22 protein-coding genes and 1 tRNA gene are annotated in these 19,631 nt (G+C 54.8%); 16 read left to right on the top strand and 7 right to left on the bottom strand.

Going from position 1 to position 19,631, the window contains the following annotated elements:
- Nucleotides 1-16: 16 nt before the first annotated feature.
- A complete protein-coding gene (gene eco, locus ABIE10_RS10930) occupies nt 17-514 on the bottom strand; it encodes a serine protease inhibitor ecotin (protein WP_029139607.1) in 498 nt (165 codons plus the stop codon).
- Nucleotides 515-927: 413 nt separating this feature from the next.
- Here eco and napF point away from each other — a divergent pair, with 413 nt between their 5' ends.
- From napF to ABIE10_RS10855, 15 genes are all read left to right on the top strand, one after another.
- Nucleotides 928-1,419, top strand: coding sequence for a ferredoxin-type protein NapF (gene napF, locus ABIE10_RS10925; RefSeq protein WP_131405173.1), 492 nt, complete (start codon nt 928-930; stop codon nt 1,417-1,419).
- A complete protein-coding gene (gene napD, locus ABIE10_RS10920) occupies nt 1,409-1,672 on the top strand; it encodes a chaperone NapD (RefSeq protein ID WP_016153776.1) in 264 nt (87 codons plus the stop codon). Before napF ends, napD begins: the two co-directional genes overlap by 11 nt.
- Complete coding sequence (gene napA / locus ABIE10_RS10915; protein ID WP_016153775.1) at nt 1,669-4,155, top strand: nitrate reductase catalytic subunit NapA; 2,487 nt, start codon at nt 1,669-1,671, stop codon at nt 4,153-4,155. Before napD ends, napA begins: the two co-directional genes overlap by 4 nt.
- Nucleotides 4,156-4,161: 6 nt before the next feature.
- On the top strand, nt 4,162-4,857 hold the full coding sequence (napG, locus tag ABIE10_RS10910; RefSeq protein ID WP_016153774.1) for a ferredoxin-type protein NapG: 696 nt from the start codon (nt 4,162-4,164) through the stop codon (nt 4,855-4,857).
- Nucleotides 4,844-5,707 (top strand): quinol dehydrogenase ferredoxin subunit NapH, encoded by an 864-nt coding sequence (gene napH, locus ABIE10_RS10905; protein WP_049281464.1) that lies wholly within the window; start codon nt 4,844-4,846, stop codon nt 5,705-5,707. Before napG ends, napH begins: the two co-directional genes overlap by 14 nt.
- The gene (napB, locus tag ABIE10_RS10900; protein WP_016153772.1) at nt 5,704-6,153 is read left to right on the top strand and encodes a nitrate reductase cytochrome c-type subunit; all 450 of its coding nucleotides are present in this window, start codon (nt 5,704-5,706) and stop codon (nt 6,151-6,153) included. Before napH ends, napB begins: the two co-directional genes overlap by 4 nt.
- Before the next feature lie 9 nt (nt 6,154-6,162).
- Complete coding sequence (gene napC, locus ABIE10_RS10895; RefSeq protein WP_003027548.1) at nt 6,163-6,765, top strand: cytochrome c-type protein NapC; 603 nt, start codon at nt 6,163-6,165, stop codon at nt 6,763-6,765.
- A gap of 20 nt (nt 6,766-6,785) precedes the next feature.
- Nucleotides 6,786-7,406, top strand: coding sequence for a cytochrome c biogenesis heme-transporting ATPase CcmA (gene ccmA, locus ABIE10_RS10890; RefSeq protein ID WP_016153771.1), 621 nt, complete (start codon nt 6,786-6,788; stop codon nt 7,404-7,406).
- Complete coding sequence (ccmB, locus tag ABIE10_RS10885) at nt 7,403-8,062, top strand: heme exporter protein CcmB (protein WP_003027542.1); 660 nt, start codon at nt 7,403-7,405, stop codon at nt 8,060-8,062. The genes ccmA and ccmB overlap by 4 nt, the downstream gene beginning before the upstream one ends.
- A 76-nt stretch (nt 8,063-8,138) precedes the next feature.
- Nucleotides 8,139-8,876, top strand: coding sequence for a heme ABC transporter permease (locus ABIE10_RS10880; protein ID WP_016153769.1), 738 nt, complete (start codon nt 8,139-8,141; stop codon nt 8,874-8,876).
- A complete protein-coding gene (gene ccmD, locus ABIE10_RS10875) occupies nt 8,873-9,085 on the top strand; it encodes a heme exporter protein CcmD (RefSeq protein WP_016157004.1) in 213 nt (70 codons plus the stop codon). Before ABIE10_RS10880 ends, ccmD begins: the two co-directional genes overlap by 4 nt.
- Nucleotides 9,082-9,561 carry a cytochrome c maturation protein CcmE gene (ccmE, locus tag ABIE10_RS10870; protein ID WP_016153767.1) on the top strand — a complete coding sequence of 160 codons (480 nt, stop codon included), beginning with the start codon at nt 9,082-9,084 and terminating at the stop codon, nt 9,559-9,561. The genes ccmD and ccmE overlap by 4 nt, the downstream gene beginning before the upstream one ends.
- Nucleotides 9,558-11,513, top strand: a complete 1,956-nt coding sequence (locus ABIE10_RS10865; RefSeq protein ID WP_016153766.1) for a heme lyase CcmF/NrfE family subunit — start codon at nt 9,558-9,560, stop codon at nt 11,511-11,513. Before ccmE ends, ABIE10_RS10865 begins: the two co-directional genes overlap by 4 nt.
- Nucleotides 11,510-12,067, top strand: a complete 558-nt coding sequence (gene dsbE, locus ABIE10_RS10860; RefSeq protein WP_003834613.1) for a thiol:disulfide interchange protein DsbE — start codon at nt 11,510-11,512, stop codon at nt 12,065-12,067. The genes ABIE10_RS10865 and dsbE overlap by 4 nt, the downstream gene beginning before the upstream one ends.
- Nucleotides 12,064-13,113, top strand: a complete 1,050-nt coding sequence (locus ABIE10_RS10855; RefSeq protein WP_049281462.1) for a cytochrome c-type biogenesis protein CcmH — start codon at nt 12,064-12,066, stop codon at nt 13,111-13,113. Before dsbE ends, ABIE10_RS10855 begins: the two co-directional genes overlap by 4 nt.
- 49 nt (nt 13,114-13,162) lie before the next feature.
- On the opposite strand, the gene narP is transcribed toward ABIE10_RS10855, so the two are convergent.
- From narP to ABIE10_RS10835, 4 genes are all read right to left on the bottom strand, one after another.
- Nucleotides 13,163-13,810: a nitrate/nitrite response regulator protein NarP gene (gene narP / locus ABIE10_RS10850; RefSeq protein ID WP_016153764.1), complete on the bottom strand. Its 648-nt coding sequence runs from the start codon at nt 13,808-13,810 to the stop codon at nt 13,163-13,165.
- 207 nt (nt 13,811-14,017) lie between these two features.
- Nucleotides 14,018-14,094, bottom strand: a tRNA-Pro gene (locus tag ABIE10_RS10845).
- A 74-nt stretch (nt 14,095-14,168) separates the two neighbouring features.
- Entirely contained in the window at nt 14,169-15,929 is a 1,761-nt protein-coding gene (gene yejM, locus ABIE10_RS10840; protein WP_016153760.1) for an LPS biosynthesis-modulating metalloenzyme YejM, read from the bottom strand.
- Between the two features lie 31 nt (nt 15,930-15,960).
- Complete coding sequence (locus ABIE10_RS10835; protein ID WP_003027506.1) at nt 15,961-16,188, bottom strand: YejL family protein; 228 nt, start codon at nt 16,186-16,188, stop codon at nt 15,961-15,963.
- 134 nt (nt 16,189-16,322) lie between these two features.
- Between ABIE10_RS10835 and yejK the strand changes: the two genes are divergently transcribed.
- On the top strand, nt 16,323-17,330 hold the full coding sequence (yejK, locus tag ABIE10_RS10830; RefSeq protein ID WP_016157002.1) for a nucleoid-associated protein YejK: 1,008 nt from the start codon (nt 16,323-16,325) through the stop codon (nt 17,328-17,330).
- Between the two features lie 121 nt (nt 17,331-17,451).
- On the opposite strand, the gene rplY is transcribed toward yejK, so the two are convergent.
- Both rplY and ABIE10_RS10820 read right to left on the bottom strand, forming a co-directional pair.
- A complete protein-coding gene (rplY, locus tag ABIE10_RS10825) occupies nt 17,452-17,736 on the bottom strand; it encodes a 50S ribosomal protein L25 (RefSeq protein ID WP_016153758.1) in 285 nt (94 codons plus the stop codon).
- Nucleotides 17,737-17,860: 124 nt separating this feature from the next.
- Entirely contained in the window at nt 17,861-19,621 is a 1,761-nt protein-coding gene (locus tag ABIE10_RS10820) for a DEAD/DEAH box helicase (protein ID WP_204551898.1), read from the bottom strand.
- Nucleotides 19,622-19,631: the final 10 nt, after the last annotated feature.

Raw genomic sequence — 19,631 nt, 5'->3', positions numbered from 1 at the left:
TCCGGCACATTCTTACTTATCGCGCGACTGCGTCCTGAATCTTCTCTTCCGCTTTCCAGATACGGTATTTCACTTCCACGTTCTCCGGCGTATAGACCACAATCGGTAACTTGCTGTTGTAGCGCAGCATGCCGTCATCACCCAGATACGCGGTAATAAATTTCTTCTCTTTCTTACCGTCCGGGCAGGCCATCATGGTTGAAACCGGAGACGTCACTTTGTCGAAGACATAGTAGTCATATCCCCAACCTTCCAGCGTTTTGCTGTCCAGTTCTCCGCCCAGGCGGTGTTGGTTGCAGTCAACTTCCAGCGTTTGTCCGATCAGCAGTTCTACTTTCAGAGTAGATTCATCTTTCTCAGGAGTAAGCTGGATAACCTGGCGCTTCATACCCTTTTCCGCCTTAGGATAAGGGGCGACTTTTTCCAGCGGCTGAGCGCCGGCATCGTTACTGGCAGCCCATGCAGAGGCGCTGGCAAAGGCGGCGAAAAGTACGGCAGGGACAATTGTTTTCATCTTATTGTTCACAGTGTTTCCTTTCTTCTGTCTTATGAACGAGTCTGGGGCAGGTTAACATATTTACATAATCGATTAATCTGGATTTACTTATATTTTAAGTGTATTTGGTATGGTTCTCCTTCCGTGTTAGCGATATATTCTAAGAATAATCTAAATTATAAAATCATTCTCTTTTTGAGTTGTTCGTTATATACAGTTTTATATAACTCATTGAAATGTGAGCAAAAGCGCATTTTTTCCCGCCAACTCAACACTCCTTTGATCCGGCAACAGCATTTACCCCGATTGGGGTATGCACCTCTAACACATCCTGAAATATCTTACGACTAAAAATAACTACTCATAAATAGTGCAGTTTTTTATGGCGTTCAACCCACCAGCGGAGGGCGTCATTATGGAAGGACAATGTCATGGTTGATTTATCCCGTCGAGGCATGTTGACAGGCAGTTGGCGAAACGCCAACTCAGGGATCCGTCCGCCCTGGAGCAAGGAAGACTCTCACTTTCTGGCCCATTGCCTTCGTTGTGACGCCTGCATCCAGGCGTGTGAAACCGACATCCTGCAGCGAGGCCAGGGCGGTTACCCGAGCGTAAATTTCAAACACGGCGAGTGTAGCTTTTGCTATGCCTGCGCAGAGGCCTGTTCTGAATCCCTTTTTCTTCCGCGCCACACCAGGGCATGGGATCTGAATTTTACGATTGGGGAAAACTGTCTCGCATATCAGTCCGTTGAATGTCATCGCTGTCAGGATAGCTGTGAACCCATGGCCATAACCTTTCGTCCCACGCTGTCCGGCATTTATCAGCCGCAGCTCGACAATCAGGACTGTAACGGATGTGGCGCATGTGTCGCTATCTGCCCGGTATCAGCCATTAACGCGGAGTACAACCATGGACAATAACTGGCAGGTCTGCAGCCTGGTCGTTCAGGCCAAAAGTCAGCATATCAATGATATCGCCACGCAGTTGCGTTCGTTCCCAGGTTGCGAAGTTGCACTCAGCGATGTGGAAAGCGGTCAACTGATCGTGGTGGTGGAAGCTGAGCACAGCGAAACGTTAATGAAAACTATTGAGTCAGTGCGCAACGTTGCGGGCGTGCTGGCGGTGTCGCTGGTTTATCACCAGCAGGATGAGCAAGGTGAGGAAACACCATGAAACTCAGTCGTCGTAGCTTTATGAAAGCTAACGCCGTTGCGGCCGCTGCGGCGGCTGCCGGGTTAAGCGTGCCGGGCGTAGCCCGTGCGGTAGTCGGTCAGCAAGAAGCCATCAAATGGGACAAAGCCCCGTGCCGTTTTTGCGGGACGGGCTGTGGCGTATTGGTCGGGACGCAGCAAGGGCGTGTTGTGGCATGCCAGGGCGATCCGGATGCGCCGGTTAACCGTGGGCTTAACTGCATCAAAGGTTACTTCCTGCCGAAAATCATGTACGGAAAAGACCGTTTAACGCAGCCGATGCTGCGCATGAAGGACGGTAAGTATCACAAAGAAGGCGAGTTCACCCCGATTAGCTGGGACCAGGCCTTTGACGTGATGGAAGAGAAATTCAAAACGTCCCTGAAAGAGAAAGGCCCGGAGTCTATCGGTATGTTCGGCTCGGGTCAGTGGACGATTTGGGAAGGTTATGCCGCTGCCAAATTGTTTAAAGCGGGTTTTCGTTCGAATAACATCGACCCGAACGCGCGTCACTGCATGGCGTCAGCGGTAGTCGGCTTTATGCGTACCTTCGGTATGGATGAACCGATGGGCTGCTATGACGATATCGAGCATGCAGATGCTTTCGTCCTGTGGGGCGCGAATATGGCGGAGATGCACCCGATCCTGTGGTCGCGCATCACCAACCGTCGTCTGTCCGATCCCAATGTTAATGTCGCGGTGCTCTCCACCTTCCAGCACCGCAGCTTTGAGCTGGCGGATAACGGCATGGTCTTCACGCCGCAAACCGATCTGGTGATCCTCAACTACATCGCTAACTACATCATTCAAAACAATGCGATCAACCAGGATTTCTTTAGCAAGCACGTTAATCTGCGTAAAGGCGTGACGGACATTGGCTACGGTCTGCGTCCAACCCATCCGCTGGAAAAAGCGGCGAAAAACCCGGGATCCGATGCCTCTGAGCCGATGAGCTTTGAGGATTACAAAGCCTTTGTTGCCGAGTACACGCTGGATAAAACCGCCGAAATGACCGGCGTACCGAAAGATCAGCTGGAACAACTGGCGCAGCTGTATGCCGATCCGAAGAAAAAAGTCATCTCCTACTGGACGATGGGCTTCAACCAGCATACCCGTGGCGTGTGGGCCAACAACCTGGTCTATAACCTGCACCTGTTGACCGGTAAAATCTCCCAGCCAGGCTGCGGTCCGTTCTCTTTGACCGGTCAGCCTTCCGCCTGCGGTACCGCGCGTGAAGTCGGTACGTTCTCCCACCGTCTGCCTGCGGACATGGTGGTTACGAACGAAAAACACCGCGATATCTGTGAGAAGCACTGGAATATTCCGGCGGGGACCATTCCGGCAAAAATCGGTCTGCATGCCGTGGCGCAAGACCGTGCGCTGAAAGATGGCAAGCTCAATGTCTACTGGGCGATGTGTACCAACAACATGCAGGCCGGTCCGAACATCAACGAAGAGCGTATGCCGGGCTGGCGCGATCCGCGCAACTTCATCATCGTCTCCGATCCGTACCCGACGGTCAGCGCTCTGTCGGCCGACCTGATCCTGCCGACCGCGATGTGGGTAGAGAAAGAAGGTGCTTACGGTAACGCGGAACGTCGTACACAGTTCTGGCGTCAGCAGATTAAAGCGCCGGGTGAATCGAAATCGGATCTGTGGCAACTGGTGCAGTTCTCTCGTCGCTTCAAAACAGAAGAAGTGTGGCCGGAAGCGCTGTTGGCACAGAAACCGGAACTGCGCGGCAAAACGCTGTATGACGTACTGTTTGCCACGCCTGCAGTGACGAAATTCCCGGTGGCTGAACTGGCTGAAGATCAGTTGAACGATGAATCCCGCGAGCTGGGCTTCTATCTGCAAAAAGGACTGTTCGAAGAGTACGCCTGGTTTGGTCGCGGTCACGGGCATGACCTTGCGCCATTTGACGATTACCACAAAGCGCGCGGTTTACGCTGGCCGGTCGTTGAGGGCAAAGAGACCCAGTGGCGCTACAGCGAAGGCAACGACCCTTACGTGAAAGCGGGTGAAAGCTACAAGTTCTACGGTAAGCCGGACGGCAAAGCGGTCATCTTCGCGCTGCCATTTGAACCTGCCGCAGAAGCGCCGGATAAAGAGTACGACCTGTGGCTGTCTACCGGACGTGTGCTGGAGCACTGGCATACCGGCAGCATGACGCGTCGCGTACCTGAGCTGCACCGTGCTTTCCCGGAAGCTGTGCTGTTTATCCATCCGCTGGATGCAAAAGCACGCGATCTGCGCCGTGGCGACAAAGTCAAGGTGGTTTCCCGTCGTGGTGAAGTTATCTCGATAGTTGAAACGCGCGGGCGTAACCGTCCACCGCAGGGGCTGGTCTACATGCCGTTCTTCGACGCCGCACAGCTGGTGAACAACCTGACGCTGGATGCGACGGATCCGCTCTCCAAAGAGACGGATTTCAAGAAGTGCGCTGTGAAACTGGCGAAGGTGTAACGCGTTATGTCCCGGTCAGCAAAACCCCAAAATGGCCGCCGCCGCTTTCTGCGCGATATGGTTCGCGCAGCGGGCGGACTGGCCGTCGTTGGCGTGGCGCTGGGGTTGCAACAGCAAACCGCACGTGCAACCGGCGTGCGGCTGCGCCCGCCAGGCGCACTGAGCGAGGAGGCATTCGCCAGTGCCTGCGTGCGCTGTGGTCAGTGCGTTCAGGCCTGCCCGTATGACACGCTGAAGCTGGCGACGCTGGCCTCAGGGTTGGCTGCCGGTACGCCGTATTTTGTCGCGCGTGATATTCCCTGCGAAATGTGTGAAGACATTCCGTGCGCCAAAGTTTGCCCCAGCGGCGCGTTGGACAGGGACATTGAATCTATTGACGATTCACGCATGGGGCTGGCGGTACTGCTGGATCACGAAAACTGCCTCAACTATCAGGGATTACGCTGCGACGTTTGCTATCGCGAATGCCCGAAAATCGATGAGGCTATCACCCTGGAGCTGGACCGCAACATGCGTACCGGCAAGCATGCGCGGTTTATTCCGACCGTACACAGCGATGCCTGCACCGGCTGCGGGAAATGCGAAAAAGTCTGCGTCCTGGAGCAGCCAGCAATAAAAGTGCTGCCCCTGTCGCTGGCGAAAGGGGAGTTAGGACACCATTACCGCTTCGGTTGGCTGGAGGGGAACAATGGCAAATCGTAAACGTGACGCCGGGCGTGAAGCGCAGGCAAAAAAAGGATGGTGGAAGAGTCATCGCTGGCTGGTGCTGCGTCGTCTGAGCCAGTTTCTGATACTGGCGATGTTCCTTAGCGGCCCGTGGCTTGGCGTCTGGATCCTGCATGGCAATTACAGTAGCAGCCTGTTGCTGGACTCCATCCCGTTCACCGATCCGCTGATTACCCTGCAAAGCCTGGCCAGCGGACACCTGCCGGCGACGGTTGCGTTAATGGGGGCGGTCATCATCACGGTGCTGTATGCCCTGGCGGGTAAGCGACTGTTTTGCAGTTGGGTTTGTCCCATGAACCCTGTCACCGATTTAGCCAGTTGGTTGCGCAGAAGGTTTGACCTGAATCAGTCTGCAACCCTGCCGCGCCATATACGGTACGTCCTGCTGGTGGTTATCCTGGTCGGTTCCGCCGTGACCGGTACGCTGCTGTGGGAGTGGATAAACCCAGTCTCTCTGCTCGGACGGAGCCTGGTCATGGGATTTGGCAGCGGGGCGCTGCTGATCCTCGCGCTGTTTTTATTTGATCTACTGGTCGTTGAGCATGGCTGGTGCGGGCATCTTTGCCCACTGGGTGCGCTGTATAGCGTGGTGGGGAGTAAAGGTGCATTAACCGTTTCGGCAAAAGAACGTAACAGATGTAACCGCTGTATGGATTGTTTTCATGTTTGCCCGGAACCGCATGTGCTACGTGCGCCGGTGCTGGATGAGCAAAGTCCGGTGCAGGTAACCAGCCGCGATTGCATGGCCTGCGGTCGCTGTGTGGATGTCTGTTCTGAGGATGTTTTTACAATAACAACACGATGGAGTTCGGGAGCGAAATCATGAAAAGCCATGACCTGATTAAAGCGCTGAGTCAATGGACGGCTGCGCTGGCCCTGGTAGTCAGTGGGGCCGTTTGGGCTGCAAACGGAGTGGATCTGAGTCAGTCACCGGAAGTCTCAGGGACACAAGAAGGGGCGATTCGCATGCCGAAAGAGCAAGTGCGTATGCCGCTGAACTATGTGAATCAGCCGCCGATGGTTCCGCACAGCGTTGAAGGGTATCAGGTGACGACTAACACTAACCGCTGCCTGCAATGTCACGGTGTGGAAAGCTATCGCACCACCGGTGCGCCGCGCATCAGTCCGACGCACTTTATGGACAGCGACGGTAAGGTATTGGCTGAAGTCGCGCCGCGTCGTTATTTCTGCCTGCAATGTCACGTTCCGCAGGCTGACGCCGCGCCGATTGTTGAAAATACCTTCACCCCCTCGAAAGGTTACGGGAAATAAGAGGTCATTATGGAAAATTCTAACCGTAAACCAGGCTGGATTAAGCGCGTCTGGCAATGGTGGCGTCGCCCCAGCCGTCTGGCGCTCGGCACGCTGTTGTTAATCGGCTTTGTGGGCGGCATTATTTTCTGGGGCGGCTTTAATACCGGTATGGAAAAGGCCAATACAGAAGAGTTCTGCATTAGCTGTCACGAAATGCGCAATACGGTGTACCAGGAATACATGGAAACCGTACACTACAACAACCGTAGTGGTGTGCGAGCGACTTGCCCTGATTGCCACGTCCCACATGAGTGGGGTCCGAAAATGATTCGTAAGATCAAGGCCAGTAAAGAGCTGTACGCGAAAGCACTGGGGCTGATAGATACACCGCAGAAATTTGAAGACCATCGTTTAACGATGGCGCAAAATGAGTGGCGGCGTATGAAAGATAACAATTCGCAAGAGTGTCGAAACTGTCACAACTTCGAGTTTATGGATTTAACCGCCCAGAAAGGCGTTGCGGCCAAAATGCACGACCAGGCCGTGAAAGACGGGCAAACCTGTATTGACTGTCATAAAGGGATAGCGCACAAACTGCCTGATATGCGCGAAGTCAAACCGGGATTTTAACAGGATGTAGATAACCAGGTATGCTTGAAGCCAGAGAATTACTTTGCGAGCGGGATGACAGAATACTGTTCAGCGATTTGTCATTTCGCGTCAACGCAGGGGAATGGGTACAAATTACCGGCAGCAACGGCGCAGGGAAAACCACTTTGCTGCGGTTACTTACCGGGCTGGCGCGTCCCGACGCAGGGGAGGTTTGCTGGCAAGAGCAACCGCTGCATCACGTGCGGGACAGCTACCATCAACAACTGCTGTGGATCGGACATCAGCCGGGGATAAAAACCCGGCTTTCGGCGTTGGAAAACCTGCGTTTCTTTCACCATGACGGCGACGTCGCACAGTGTCTGGCTGCGCTGGCGCAGGCGGGGCTTGCCGGATATGAAGATATCCCGGTGAATCAACTCTCCGCCGGACAACAGCGGCGCGTGGCGCTGGCCCGTTTGTGGCTGACCCGCGCCCGGCTGTGGATCCTCGACGAACCCTTTACCGCCATTGATGTGAACGGCGTTGAGCGACTGACTCAGCGTATGGCGCAGCATACGGAGCAGGGCGGTATTGTTATTCTCACCACCCACCAACCGCTCAATGTCGAGACCGATAAAGTGCGACGTATTGCGCTGACCAGCGAGAGGGCAACGCAATGATGTGGCGAATCTTCCGTTTAGAACTACGAGTTGCGTTTCGTCATAGTGCGGAAATCGCCAATCCTTTATGGTTCTTCCTGATTGTTATTACGCTGTTCCCGCTGAGCATTGGGCCGGAGCCGCAACTGCTGGCGCGTATTGCACCGGGCATCATCTGGGTTGCGGCGCTGCTGGCGTCGTTGCTGGCGCTGGAGCGCCTGTTTCGTGATGATCTGCAGGACGGCAGCCTTGAGCAACTGATGCTGTTGCCGCTGCCGCTGCCGGCAGTGGTGCTGGCGAAAGTGATGGCGCACTGGGTCGTGACCGGCCTGCCGCTGCTGATCCTCTCGCCGCTGGTGGCGTTGCTGCTCGGCATGGACATGTACGGCTGGAAAATTATGGCGCTGACCTTGTTACTCGGGACGCCGACGCTGGGCTTCCTCGGTGCGCCGGGCGTGGGGTTGACGGTGGGCTTAAAGCGCGGCGGCGTGCTGTTAAGCGTGCTGGTACTCCCGCTCACCATACCCTTACTGATTTTTGCGACCGCGGCGATGGATGCGGCTTCCATGCACTTACCGGTTGAAGGGTACATGGCGATTCTGGGCGCGTTGCTGGTCGGCAGCGCCACGCTAAGCCCGTTTGCCACAGCTGCGGCGTTACGGATAAGCGTGCAGTAGCGCAGTTGAGATATGCAGGCCGGGCAAGGCGCTCCGGCACAATGGATATTAATTTACGGAGTCTGGTGACTGAACTATGTGGAAAACACTTCATCAATTGGCGATGCCTCCTCGGCTCTATCAGATCTGTGGCTGGTTTATCCCGTGGCTGGCGATTGCCAGCGCGGTGGTACTGATAACCGGATTGATCTGGGGCTTTGGCTTCGCGCCTGCGGATTATCAGCAGGGGCAGAGCTATCGCATTATTTATCTGCACGTTCCGGCGGCAATCTGGTCGATGGGTATTTATGCATCGATGGCCGTTGCCGCGTTTATTGGCCTGGTCTGGCAGATGAAAATGGCCAATCTGGCGCTGGCCGCGATGGCGCCCATTGGTGCCGTGTTTACCTTTATTGCGCTGGTGACTGGCTCTGCATGGGGCAAACCGATGTGGGGCACCTGGTGGGTCTGGGATGCCCGACTCACCTCTGAATTGGTGCTGCTGTTTCTCTACGTTGGCGCCATAGCGCTGTGGCATGCCTTTGACGACCGCCGTCTGGCTGGTCGCGCTGCCGGCATTCTGGTGCTGATTGGCGTGGTCAACTTGCCGATTATTCACTACTCGGTCGAGTGGTGGAATACGCTGCATCAGGGGTCGACCCGTATGCAGCAGAGTATCGATCCGGCAATGCGCGCGCCGCTGCGTCTGGCGATCGTCGGCTACCTGTTACTGTTTGTCACGCTGGCGCTGATGCGCATGCGTAATCTGATTTTGATGATGGAAAAACGCCGCCCGTGGGTGAGCGAACTGATCTTAAAAAGAGGCCGCCAATGACCCCTGCATTTGCATCATGGAGTGATTTTTTCGCGATGGGCGGTTACGCCTTGTATGTCTGGCTGGCTGTGGCGATGAGCGTTATCCCGCTGGTGGCGCTGGTGCTGCATTCTGCGTTACAGCATCGTGCAATCTTACGCGGTGTTGCGCAGCAGCGGGCGAGAGAAGCGCGCATGCGCGCGGCGCAAGTGCAACGGGAGGCGGCGTGAATATTCGACGTAAAAATCGGTTATGGATAGCCTGCGCGGTCCTGGCAGGTCTGGCTTTGACCATTTCGCTGGTGCTCTACGCGCTGCGTTCCAATATCGATCTGTTCTATACGCCGGGAGAGATACTCTACGGGAAGCGCGAAACGCAGCAAATGCCTGAAGTCGGCCAGCGCCTGCGCGTGGGCGGTATGGTTATGCCTGGCAGCGTAAAGCGCGATCCGCAGTCGCTGAAGGTGAATTTCAGCATCTATGACGCCGAAGGTGTGGTGGATGTCACCTATGAAGGCATTCTGCCGGATCTGTTCCGCGAAGGGCAGGGCGTCGTCGTTCAGGGCGAACTGGACGGGGGAAATCATGTGCAGGCCAAAGAAGTGCTTGCTAAACATGATGAAAATTACACCCCGCCGGAAGTCGAAAAAGCGATGCAGGAAAACCACCGTCGCCCGGAAAGTGTTTATAAGGATAAAACGTCATGATGCCTGAAATTGGCAATGCGCTGTTGTGCCTTGCGCTTGGCGTTGCATTACTGCTGTCGGTCTATCCGCTGTGGGGCGTAGCGCGCGGCGACGTGCGGATGATGGCCTCCGCGCGTCCCTTTGCCTGGGTACTGTTTATCTGTGTGATGGGGGCGTTCCTGATTCTGGTCAACGCCTTCGTGGTTAATGACTTTACCGTGACCTACGTCGCCAGCAATTCCAATACCCAGCTTCCGGTCTGGTATCGGGTGGCGGCGACGTGGGGGGCGCATGAAGGCTCGCTGCTGCTGTGGGTGCTGCTGATGAGCGGCTGGACGTTCGCCGTTGCAGCGTTCAGCCAGCGCATGCCGCTGGATATCGTCGCCCGCGTGCTTGCGGTCATGGGAATGGTCAGCGTCGGTTTCCTGCTGTTTATTCTGTTTACCTCCAACCCGTTTGCCCGCACGTTGCCGAACTTCCCGATTGAAGGACGTGACCTGAACCCGCTGTTGCAGGATCCGGGGCTGATTTTCCATCCGCCGCTGCTGTACATGGGGTATGTCGGCTTCTCGGTCGCCTTTGCATTTGCGATTGCTGCGCTGATGAGCGGTCGACTGGACAGCACATTCGCCCGTTTTTCGCGTCCGTGGACGCTGGCGGCGTGGGTGTTTCTGACGCTGGGCATTGTGCTCGGTTCGGCCTGGGCCTATTACGAGCTGGGCTGGGGCGGCTGGTGGTTCTGGGATCCGGTTGAAAACGCCTCGTTTATGCCATGGCTGGTGGGAACGGCGCTGATGCACTCGTTGTCGGTAACCGAACAGCGCGCCAGCTTTAAAGCCTGGACGCTGTTGCTGTCAATCTGCGCATTCTCACTTTGTCTGTTAGGTACTTTCCTGGTGCGCTCCGGCGTACTGGTGTCGGTGCATGCTTTCGCCTCCGATCCGTCGCGCGGAATGTTTATTCTGGCCTTTATGGTGCTGGTAATTGGCGGCTCCCTGCTGCTGTTTGCGGTGCGCGGTCACAAGGTTCGATCACGGGTAAACAACGCGCTGTGGTCGCGTGAATCGCTGCTGCTGGGGAATAACGTCCTGCTGATTGCCGCCATGCTGGTGGTGCTACTGGGCACGCTGCTGCCGCTGGTGCACAAACAGCTGGGGCTGGGCAGCATTTCGATTGGCGAGCCGTTTTTCAACACCATGTTCACCTGGCTGATGGCGCCGTTCGCACTGTTGTTGGGGATTGGGCCATTAGTGCGCTGGGGCCGTGACCGACCGCGTAAACTGAAAACGCTATTGCTTATCGCGTTTGTCACCACCCTTGTTCTGTCGCTGCTGCTGCCGTGGCTGCTAGAGGATCGCATTGCCGCCATGACAGTGGTGGGGCTGGCGATGGCGTGCTGGATATTCGTACTGGCGATGTCCGAAGCGTTCCTGCGTATTTCCCGTGGGACAAAGCTAACGCCAAGCTATTGGGGCATGGTATCGGGTCACGTCGGGCTGGCAATTACCATTGTTGGTATTGCCTTTAGCCAGAACTACAGCGTTGAACGCGATGTGCGCATGAAAGCGGGTGATAGCGTTAGTATCCATAACTATCAGTTCACTTTCCGCGAAGTGAAAGATATTACCGGGCCAAACTACCGGGGCGGCGTTGCCATTATTGGCGTTACCCGAGACGGTAAGCCGGAAGCCACGCTGCATGCGGAAAAACGCTTCTATAACAGCACCAGTTCGATGATGACTGAAGCGGCAATTGACGGCGGATTCACGCGCGATCTGTACGCTGCGCTGGGTGAAGAACTGGATAATGGCGCATGGGCTGTACGCCTGTACTACAAACCGTTTATTCGCTGGATTTGGGCCGGAGGATTGCTGATGGCGCTGGGCGGGTTGTTCTGCCTGTTTGATCCACGCTATCGCCAGCGGACGCGTCCTCGCGCCGCGGTGCAAAAAAATGCGTCGGAGGCTGTATGAAGCGCAACGCACTGTTAATTCCGTTTATTATTTTTCTCATCATTGCGGCGGCGCTGTTGTGGCAGCTCGCGCGTAACGCTCAGGGGGACGATCCCACTAATCTGGAATCGGCGCTGATCGGCAAACCTGTTCCGACATTCCGCCTGGAGTCACTGGAAAATCCGGGTCAGCACTATCAGGCCGATGTGCTGACGCAGGGCAAACCGGTATTGCTGAACGTCTGGGCGACCTGGTGCCCGACCTGTCGCGCCGAGCATCAGTATCTGAATCAGCTGTCTGCGCAAGGCGTGCGGGTAGTGGGTCTGAACTATAAAGATGATCGTCAGAAAGCCATTGTCTGGCTGAAAGAGCTGGGTAATCCTTACTCATTAAGTCTGTTTGACGGCGACGGTATGCTCGGTCTGGATCTTGGCGTGTACGGTGCTCCGGAGACGTTCCTGATCGACGGCAAAGGCATTATTCGCTATCGCCATGCCGGCGATCTGAACGCCCGGGTGTGGGAGAGCGAGATCAAACCGTTATGGGACAAGTACAGTAAGGAGGCTGCGCAATGAGATTTTTACTGGGCCTGCTAATGCTGGTTATCTCGGGATCCGCGCTTGCGACTATCGACGTGATGCAGTTTAAGGACGAAGCGCAGGAGCAGCAGTTCCGCCAGCTTACTGAACAACTGCGTTGTCCTAAATGCCAGAACAACAGCATTGCCGATTCTAACTCGATGATTGCCACCGACCTGCGTCAGAAAGTGTACGAACTGATGCAGGAAGGAAAAAGCCAGAAAGAAATTGTCGATTACATGGTGGCGCGCTACGGCAACTTCGTCACTTACGATCCGCCGTTAACGCCGCTCACCGTGCTGCTGTGGGTGATGCCGGTGGTAGCGATTGGTCTGGGGGGCTGGATTATTTTCGCCCGTACTCGCCGACGCGTTCGGGTGAAACAGGAAGCGTTTCCTGACGATGTTATTCCGAATGGCAAGCGCGGTGGATTCGGGTTGTTTGTGCCTGGTATCGTGGTGGCGCTGGTGGTTGGCGCAGTAAGCTATTACCAAATCGGCAGCTATAAGCAGGTTCAGGTCTGGCAGCAGGCCACCGCTCAGGCTCCGGCGCTGCTGGAGCGGGCGTTGGATCCGAAAGCGGAACCGCTCAATGAAGAAGATATGGCGCGTCTGGCGCTGGGGCTGCGCACGCGTTTACAAGCCGATCCCGCAAATGTTGAAGGCTGGATCATGCTTGGACGCATTGGCATGGTTCTCGGTAACGCCAGTACGGCCACTGAAGCCTATGCCAATGCCTATCGACTGGATCCTAAAAACAGCGATGCGGCGCTGGGCTATGCGGAAGCGCTGACCCGTTCTTCCGATCCTGATGATAACCGTCGGGGAGGGGAGCTGCTACGCCAACTGGTGCGTGGCGAACATGCCAACGTTCGGGTTCTCAGCATGTACGCTTTCAACGCCTTTGAACAGCAGCGCTTCGGCGAGGCGGTTGCGGCGTGGGAGATGATGCTGAAACTATTACCTGCCAACGATACCCGTCGGGCGGTAATAGAACGGAGCATTAAGCAGGCGATGGAGCAGCTAACGCCGCAGGAGAAATAAGTATCCAGAATAGCCCCGATAGCGCTTAGCATATCGGGGCTATCCGGGATTACTGCATTCCGCGCGTTTGTAAAAACAGGATGGTGGCAGCAACGCGAGAGCGCACATTGAGTTTGCGCAGCAGGTTGCGAATATGCACTTTCACTGTCTGTTCGGAAATATTCAGCACTGACGCAATCTGTTTGTTCGACAGCCCCTGAGCCAGTTCATGCAATACATCCAGTTCACGTTCGGTGAGAATGCTGAAGGGATCTTCTTGTGCACCGAACAGATCGCGTTCGCGCAGATATTCGCTGACGCGTGTGCTAAAAGCTTTACCGCCTTTGGCGCCGCTGCGAATGGCCTCCAGCAAGACTTCAGGATCGCTGTCTTTGAGTAAATAACCATCCGCGCCGGCATCAATTAAGGCGTACACATCGCTGGCTGCATCCGAGACGGTAAGAATAATAATTTGCGCGGTGACGCCATCCCGGCGCAGCGCGTTCAGGGTGTCCAGTCCGCTCATGCCTTTCATATTGAGATCCAGCAGGATCACATCCAGGTCCAGACGGTTAGCCAGATCGATAGCGCTGGCACCGTCACCTGCTTCCGCGACTACGTTAAATGCGGGATCCAGTTGCAATAATTGACTAATTCCTCGCCGCATTAGTGGGTGGTCGTCGACAATCAGCACCCGAAAAGGCGTTGCTTCAGGCATACTATTCTCCTGAGTTTTTATTAGTATCATTATTGTTTTCAGCGCATCACTCGTCTAGTTTCATCGCGCTGATGAGAGGGTAAATTTTACCCCAATTTGTGCATGGGTAAGTAGTAAAACCTGTGCTAAAGGCCGGGGTAATAATAAGGAACGTGGAATCGCGGGCATAAAAAAACCAACCATGAAGGTTGGTTTTTCTGGGATTTTTGGTCGGCACGAGAGGATTTGAACCTCCGACCCCCGACACCCCATGACGGTGCGCTACCAGGCTGCGCTACGTGCCGACGCTATGGCTGCTAATACTACTGCTTTCCGCTGCGAATGCAAGGGGAAGCATCGCTAAGTGATTTATAATTAATCAGTTAGCAATAAATCGTTTCTCATCCGTCAGAACCTGTAGCAGCAGGCTTAGCTGCGGTTTCTGATCTTTTATTTTTTCGCCGCGTAAATCATAGGTCTGATAATTACCGTTGTTGTTCAGCACCAGCGTCATCTCTGGCGTGGTAACGGCCATCGTGCTGCCGTCGGCGGCGGTAACCCAGTAATGGCGGCGGTTTGCATTGAACAGATCCTGCCCCTGCGAGTATTCGTTAGCAGGCGTGCTGACGTGCAGCAGGCGCTGCATGAGCGTTGTCATCAGGTCTGTATGATCGGTCAGGCTATTGATGCGTTGGGCAGGCGTTCCCGGCCAGTGAATAACTAGAGGAACCTGCAGATGACCACGCGACCAGGCAAAATTGTTCTCTTCCTGAGTCAGCGGCACGCCCCGACCTGCGGTAATAATCACCACCGTGTTGTTCAGTTTACCGGAGTCGCGCAGGGCACTAAGAATACGGTTAATATTGGCATCCACATCCTGAGCGGCGCTGGCATAGCGTTTGGCAAAGTTCTTCTGGTTGCTGTTATCAAGGTTCGTCCCGTTAAAGGAGACCCACGAGAACCAGCGGTTATCTTCCTGCGCGTAGCGCCCCAGCCAGTTAATCCACTGGCTTGCGGTTTGTTCGTCAGATTGCGTTTGTACGCTTGGCATGGAGAAGTCTGACAGCAGCGCCTGGCGATACAGCGGGCTGGTAAAGCCATCCGAGGAGAATAGCCCTAACTGGTAACCCTGCTGGTTCAGTGCAGTAATCAGCGCCGCAGGCGTACGGGTCGACAAAATGCCGTCCATGTAGCTTGGCGAGACACCATAGAACAGGCCAAAGATCCCGTTATCCGTGGTGTTGCCTGAGCTCATGTGACGCGTAAACGAGATATTCTGCCCGGCGAATTCAGCCAGCGCAGGCATCTGTTTTTCAAAGCGTGAGTAGTTCAGACCGTCGACGGTAATCAGCAGCACGTTCTGACCGGTGCCCATATCGCGATAGCGCAGTTCGCTGAGCGGGTACTGCACGGAAACCGCTTCTGGATTGCCCTGTTCGATCAGGCGACGCTGATACTCTTGCGCATCCAGCAGGCCATGTTTTTCCAGGAATTTACGTGCCGTCATCGGGTAGGAGAGCGGCAGATTCGCACGCTGCATGGTAATCGGGCGATAGAAATTGGCATCCGCCCAGATATACACCACGTGCGAGGCGATAAAGGAAACGAAGAAGAATGCTGCTAACGGTTTGGCAAAATGGCGACGACGCGTCAGGCTGCGCAGCTTTTGCCAGCTCCAGGTCGCAAACAGCATTTCAATTAACAGAATAACCGGTACGCTGATGAACATCAGCTGCCAGTCACGCGCCGCTTCATTCTGGTCTGGGTTGATGACCAGTTCCCAGACGATCGGATTGAGATGCAGGTGGAAGCGGGTGAAAACTTCGCTGTCGATTAGCAACAGCGTCATGCCAGCCGTCGCCAGAATAGCTGATAAGAATCGCATCAGCCTCTGGGACATGACGATAAACGTCAGGGGAAACAGGATCAGCAGATAGGTGGCGAACACCAGAAAGCTAAAATGCCCGACAACGCTCAGGTAGGAATAAACACGACCTGCAAGGGTTGTCGGCCAGTCGGCGACAAACAGGTAACGGCTACCGAGCACCATGGCCAACAGAATGTTGAACAAGGCAAACCAGTGCCCCCAGCTAACCATCTGGGAGACTTTCTCACGGTAGCGTTGACGATGAGTTACCATAAACTGTTGTTCGTTTCCCCGGAGCAGGCTCTTAATGCGCTTGGTCGTCGTTTACCGAAGACTGCAATGCGCGGGCAAAAGAGTTGGCAATCGCCTGGCGCTGGGCCGGTGCGATGCTTGTATTGATAAGGTTAGTCACCATATTTCCCAGTACCATCAGGGAAAGGTCGGTCGGCGCCTTATGTTTTTCCAGTACGTTGAGCATCTCATTCAGCAGTTGTTCAACGTGTTCGTCACTATAGCGGGAAATTTGTGGCATAAATCGAAATCAGTCTGTTCATGAAAGGGCAACATATTACCGTACAGACAGTTTTTTTTCTGCTTTTTTATCTTCTATTGCGTCACTGCCCGGCAGGTGGTTGAATACCGCCCGGTCTAAAAGGAGAGTTTATCATGAGTCTGGATATCAACCAGATTGCCCTGCACCAGCTTATCAAACGTGACGAGCAGAACCTTGAGCTGGTCTTGCGCGATTCATTACTGGAACCGACAGCGACCGTTGTCGATATGATGGCTGAGTTGCATCGGGTATACAGCGCCAAGAATAAAGCTTATGGCCTGTTTAGCGCAGAGAGTGAACTGGCGCAAACGCTGCGTTTACAGCGTCAGGGCGAAGAGGATTTTCTGGCCTTTAGTCGTGCAGCGACAGGGCGCTTGCGGGACGAACTGGCAAAATATCCTTTTGCCGATGGCGGCATTGTCCTGTTCTGCCATTACCGCTATCTGGCGGTAGAGTATCTGCTGGTCGCCGTGCTGAACAATTTAAGCAGTATGCGCGTCAATGAAAATCTGGATATCAACCCGACGCACTATCTGGATATCAATCATGCGGATATCGTGGCGCGTATTGATTTAACCGAGTGGGAAACCAACCCGGAGTCCACGCGCTATCTGACGTTCCTGAAAGGGCGGGTAGGGCGCAAAGTCGCCGATTTCTTTATGGACTTCCTGGGTGCCAGCGAGGGGCTTAACGCCAAAGCGCAAAACCGCGGCCTGTTGCAGGCGGTCGATGACTTTACTGCCGAGGCGCAACTCGATAAAGCTGAACGCCAGAACGTGCGTCAGCAGGTGTACAGCTACTGCAACGAGCAACTGCAGGCCGGTGAAGAGATCGAGTTGGAGTCGCTGTCCAAAGAGCTTTCCGGCGTCAGTGAAGTCAGCTTCAGCGAATTTACCGCTGATAAAGGCTACGAACTGGAAGAGAGCTTCCCGGCAGATCGCAGCACGCTGCGTCAGTTAACCAAATTTGCCGGAAGCGGCGGCGGGTTAACCATCAACTTCGACGCCATGTTACTGGGTGAGCGTATTTTCTGGGATCCAGCCACAGATACTTTGACCATCAAAGGTACGCCGCCGAACCTGCGCGATCAGCTACAGCGTCGTACTTCGGGCGGGAAATAAAGCCGTTTGCCGGATGGGGGCGTTAACGCCTTATCCGGCCTGCGTGATTCATCTTTACCGCCAACAAAATCCCATAAAAAAACCCCGCCGAGGCGGGGTTTTTCTTTCAACTTGTAAGCGATTACGCGCGAACGAAGTCGATGTGTGCCAGCTTCGGCTTGAACGGGTGACGCTGTACTGCCTGAGCTTTAACTTTCACTTCTTTACCGTCAACAACGATGGTCAGAACTTCGCTGTAGAATTCAGCTTTAGCTTGCATGTTCATAACTGCATCGTGATCCAGTTCGATAGCAACCGGGGCTTCTGCGCCACCATAGATGATTGCCGGGAACTTGTTAGCGGCACGCAGGCGGCGGCTCGCACCCTTACCCTGCTCTTTACGTACTTCAGCGTTGATAGTAAACATTTAAATCTCTCTTTAATAATTCCTGCTACAGGCGACCCAGCAACAGGTAAGTGATCTGCTTTGCGTATGCAAAAGCGGGCGAGATTCTATACTTAAACGGCTGGTACATCAATCAAAAGTACGATTAACCGCGTAATTCATGTGCCCGACGATAGCGTCCTTCATAATCGAAGACCTTTTCACGGACCTGCCAGTACTGACCTTTCATGCGCGCCACCACGAAATCAGGATGACGTAACAGCGCCTGCTGGGCGAGGATATCGGCGGCGGTTATCCAGCGTATGGGAATGCCGGGCGTTCGGGTGTGCGGGCGAATAAACAGTTGCTCGAAAGCCGTACGCTGCGCGGGAGTATGCAGGCGAAAGCGTTCGCTAACGTCGGCACCATCTTCATCGTAATAGGTGATTTTTAGCCATTCGCCTTTTTCATCCTGGCCGTTTTGTAACACCATGCCGCTACAGCGCAGGACCAGCGCATCTTTGAGCCTGAGCGCGGCTTTCAGCATGTCATCCGGGTCAACCAGCACCGTGTCGCACTCCCGACAACGGCGGGCGGCGATATCATTTTCCGCGTTGCATTGTGGGCAGTTTTTAAAACGAAAACGAAAATCGCACTGTTCGCGATGGCCGTCATCATCTTCAAACCACCCCTGACAGCGGCGGCCAAAGTGTTCAATCAGCGTGCCGTCTGCCGTTGTTTTGCCCCAGAAGGTGTTTGCAAACCCGCAGGCGGGACAGAACACCTGCACCGGAACGTTATCGCTTTTCCCTTTCGGCGCCCCCACTTCCGGCGCGTAAAGATCGTGCGGGTTACCGGCATAATCGAGGATCAGACAGTCGGTTTTACCCGGCGCCAGGCGCAGGCCGCGACCGACAATTTGTTGGTAAAGGCTAACTGACTCCGTCGGGCGCAGAATGGCGATAAGGTCGACGTGCGGGGCATCGAAGCCAGTGGTCAGGACCGACACATTCACCAGATAGCGAAAGCGCTGGGCTTTGAACTCTTCAATCAGCACATCACGCTCTGCGCCTGGCGTGTCTCCGGTGATTAGCGCGGCATCGTCAGCAGGCAGCAGGCCCAGAATTTCTTTGGCGTGCTCCACTGTAGCAGCGAAAATCATCACCCCTTTGCGCGTCTGGGCAAACTCGACAATCTGGCTGATGATATGCGGCGTTATTCGCTGCTGCTTTTTCAGTTCCTGATTGAGATCCGTTTCGCTAAACAGGCCGTTACTCTGCGCCTGCAGGCGGCTGAAGTCATACTGCACTACCGGCATGTCGAGGCGTTCTGGCGGCGTCAGGTAGCCGTGTTTAATCATGTAACGCAACGGTAATTCATAAATGCAGTCACGAAACAGCGCTTTTTCATCGCCGCGCACCATACCGTGATAATGAAAGTGATAAATCCAGCCTTTGCCCAAACGAAAAGGAGTGGCAGTAAGCCCGAGCAGGCGTAAGTGGGGATTTACTTTGGTCAGGTGAGTGAGGATTTGCTGATATTGACTCTCGTCATCATCACCAATACGGTGACATTCATCGACGATAAGCAGCGAGAACTCTCCCTGAAAGGCGTCAAGATTACGCGCCACCGACTGTACGCTGCCAAATACCACTTTCCCGTGGCTCTCTTTACGCTTCAGACCTGCGGCAAAAATATCGGCTTCCAGCCCCAGCGCGCGATATTTGGCATGGTTTTGCGCGACCAGTTCTTTAACGTGCGCCAGTATCAGCACGCGACCACGCGCCACGCGGGCCAGTTCAGCAATCACCAGGCTTTTTCCCGCACCGGTTGGCAGGACGATAACCGCTGGCGTGCGGTGGTGGCGGAAATGGTTGAGCGTGGCATCCACGGCTTCTTTTTGGTACGGGCGAAGAGTAAAAATCATGGGCTCATTA

The sequence above is a fragment of the Citrobacter sp. 506 genome, from assembly GCF_050434985.1.
In the GTDB taxonomy this organism is placed as follows: Bacteria; Pseudomonadota; Gammaproteobacteria; order Enterobacterales; family Enterobacteriaceae; genus Citrobacter; species Citrobacter braakii.
This window is presented reverse-complemented; position numbering and strand designations above follow the sequence as displayed.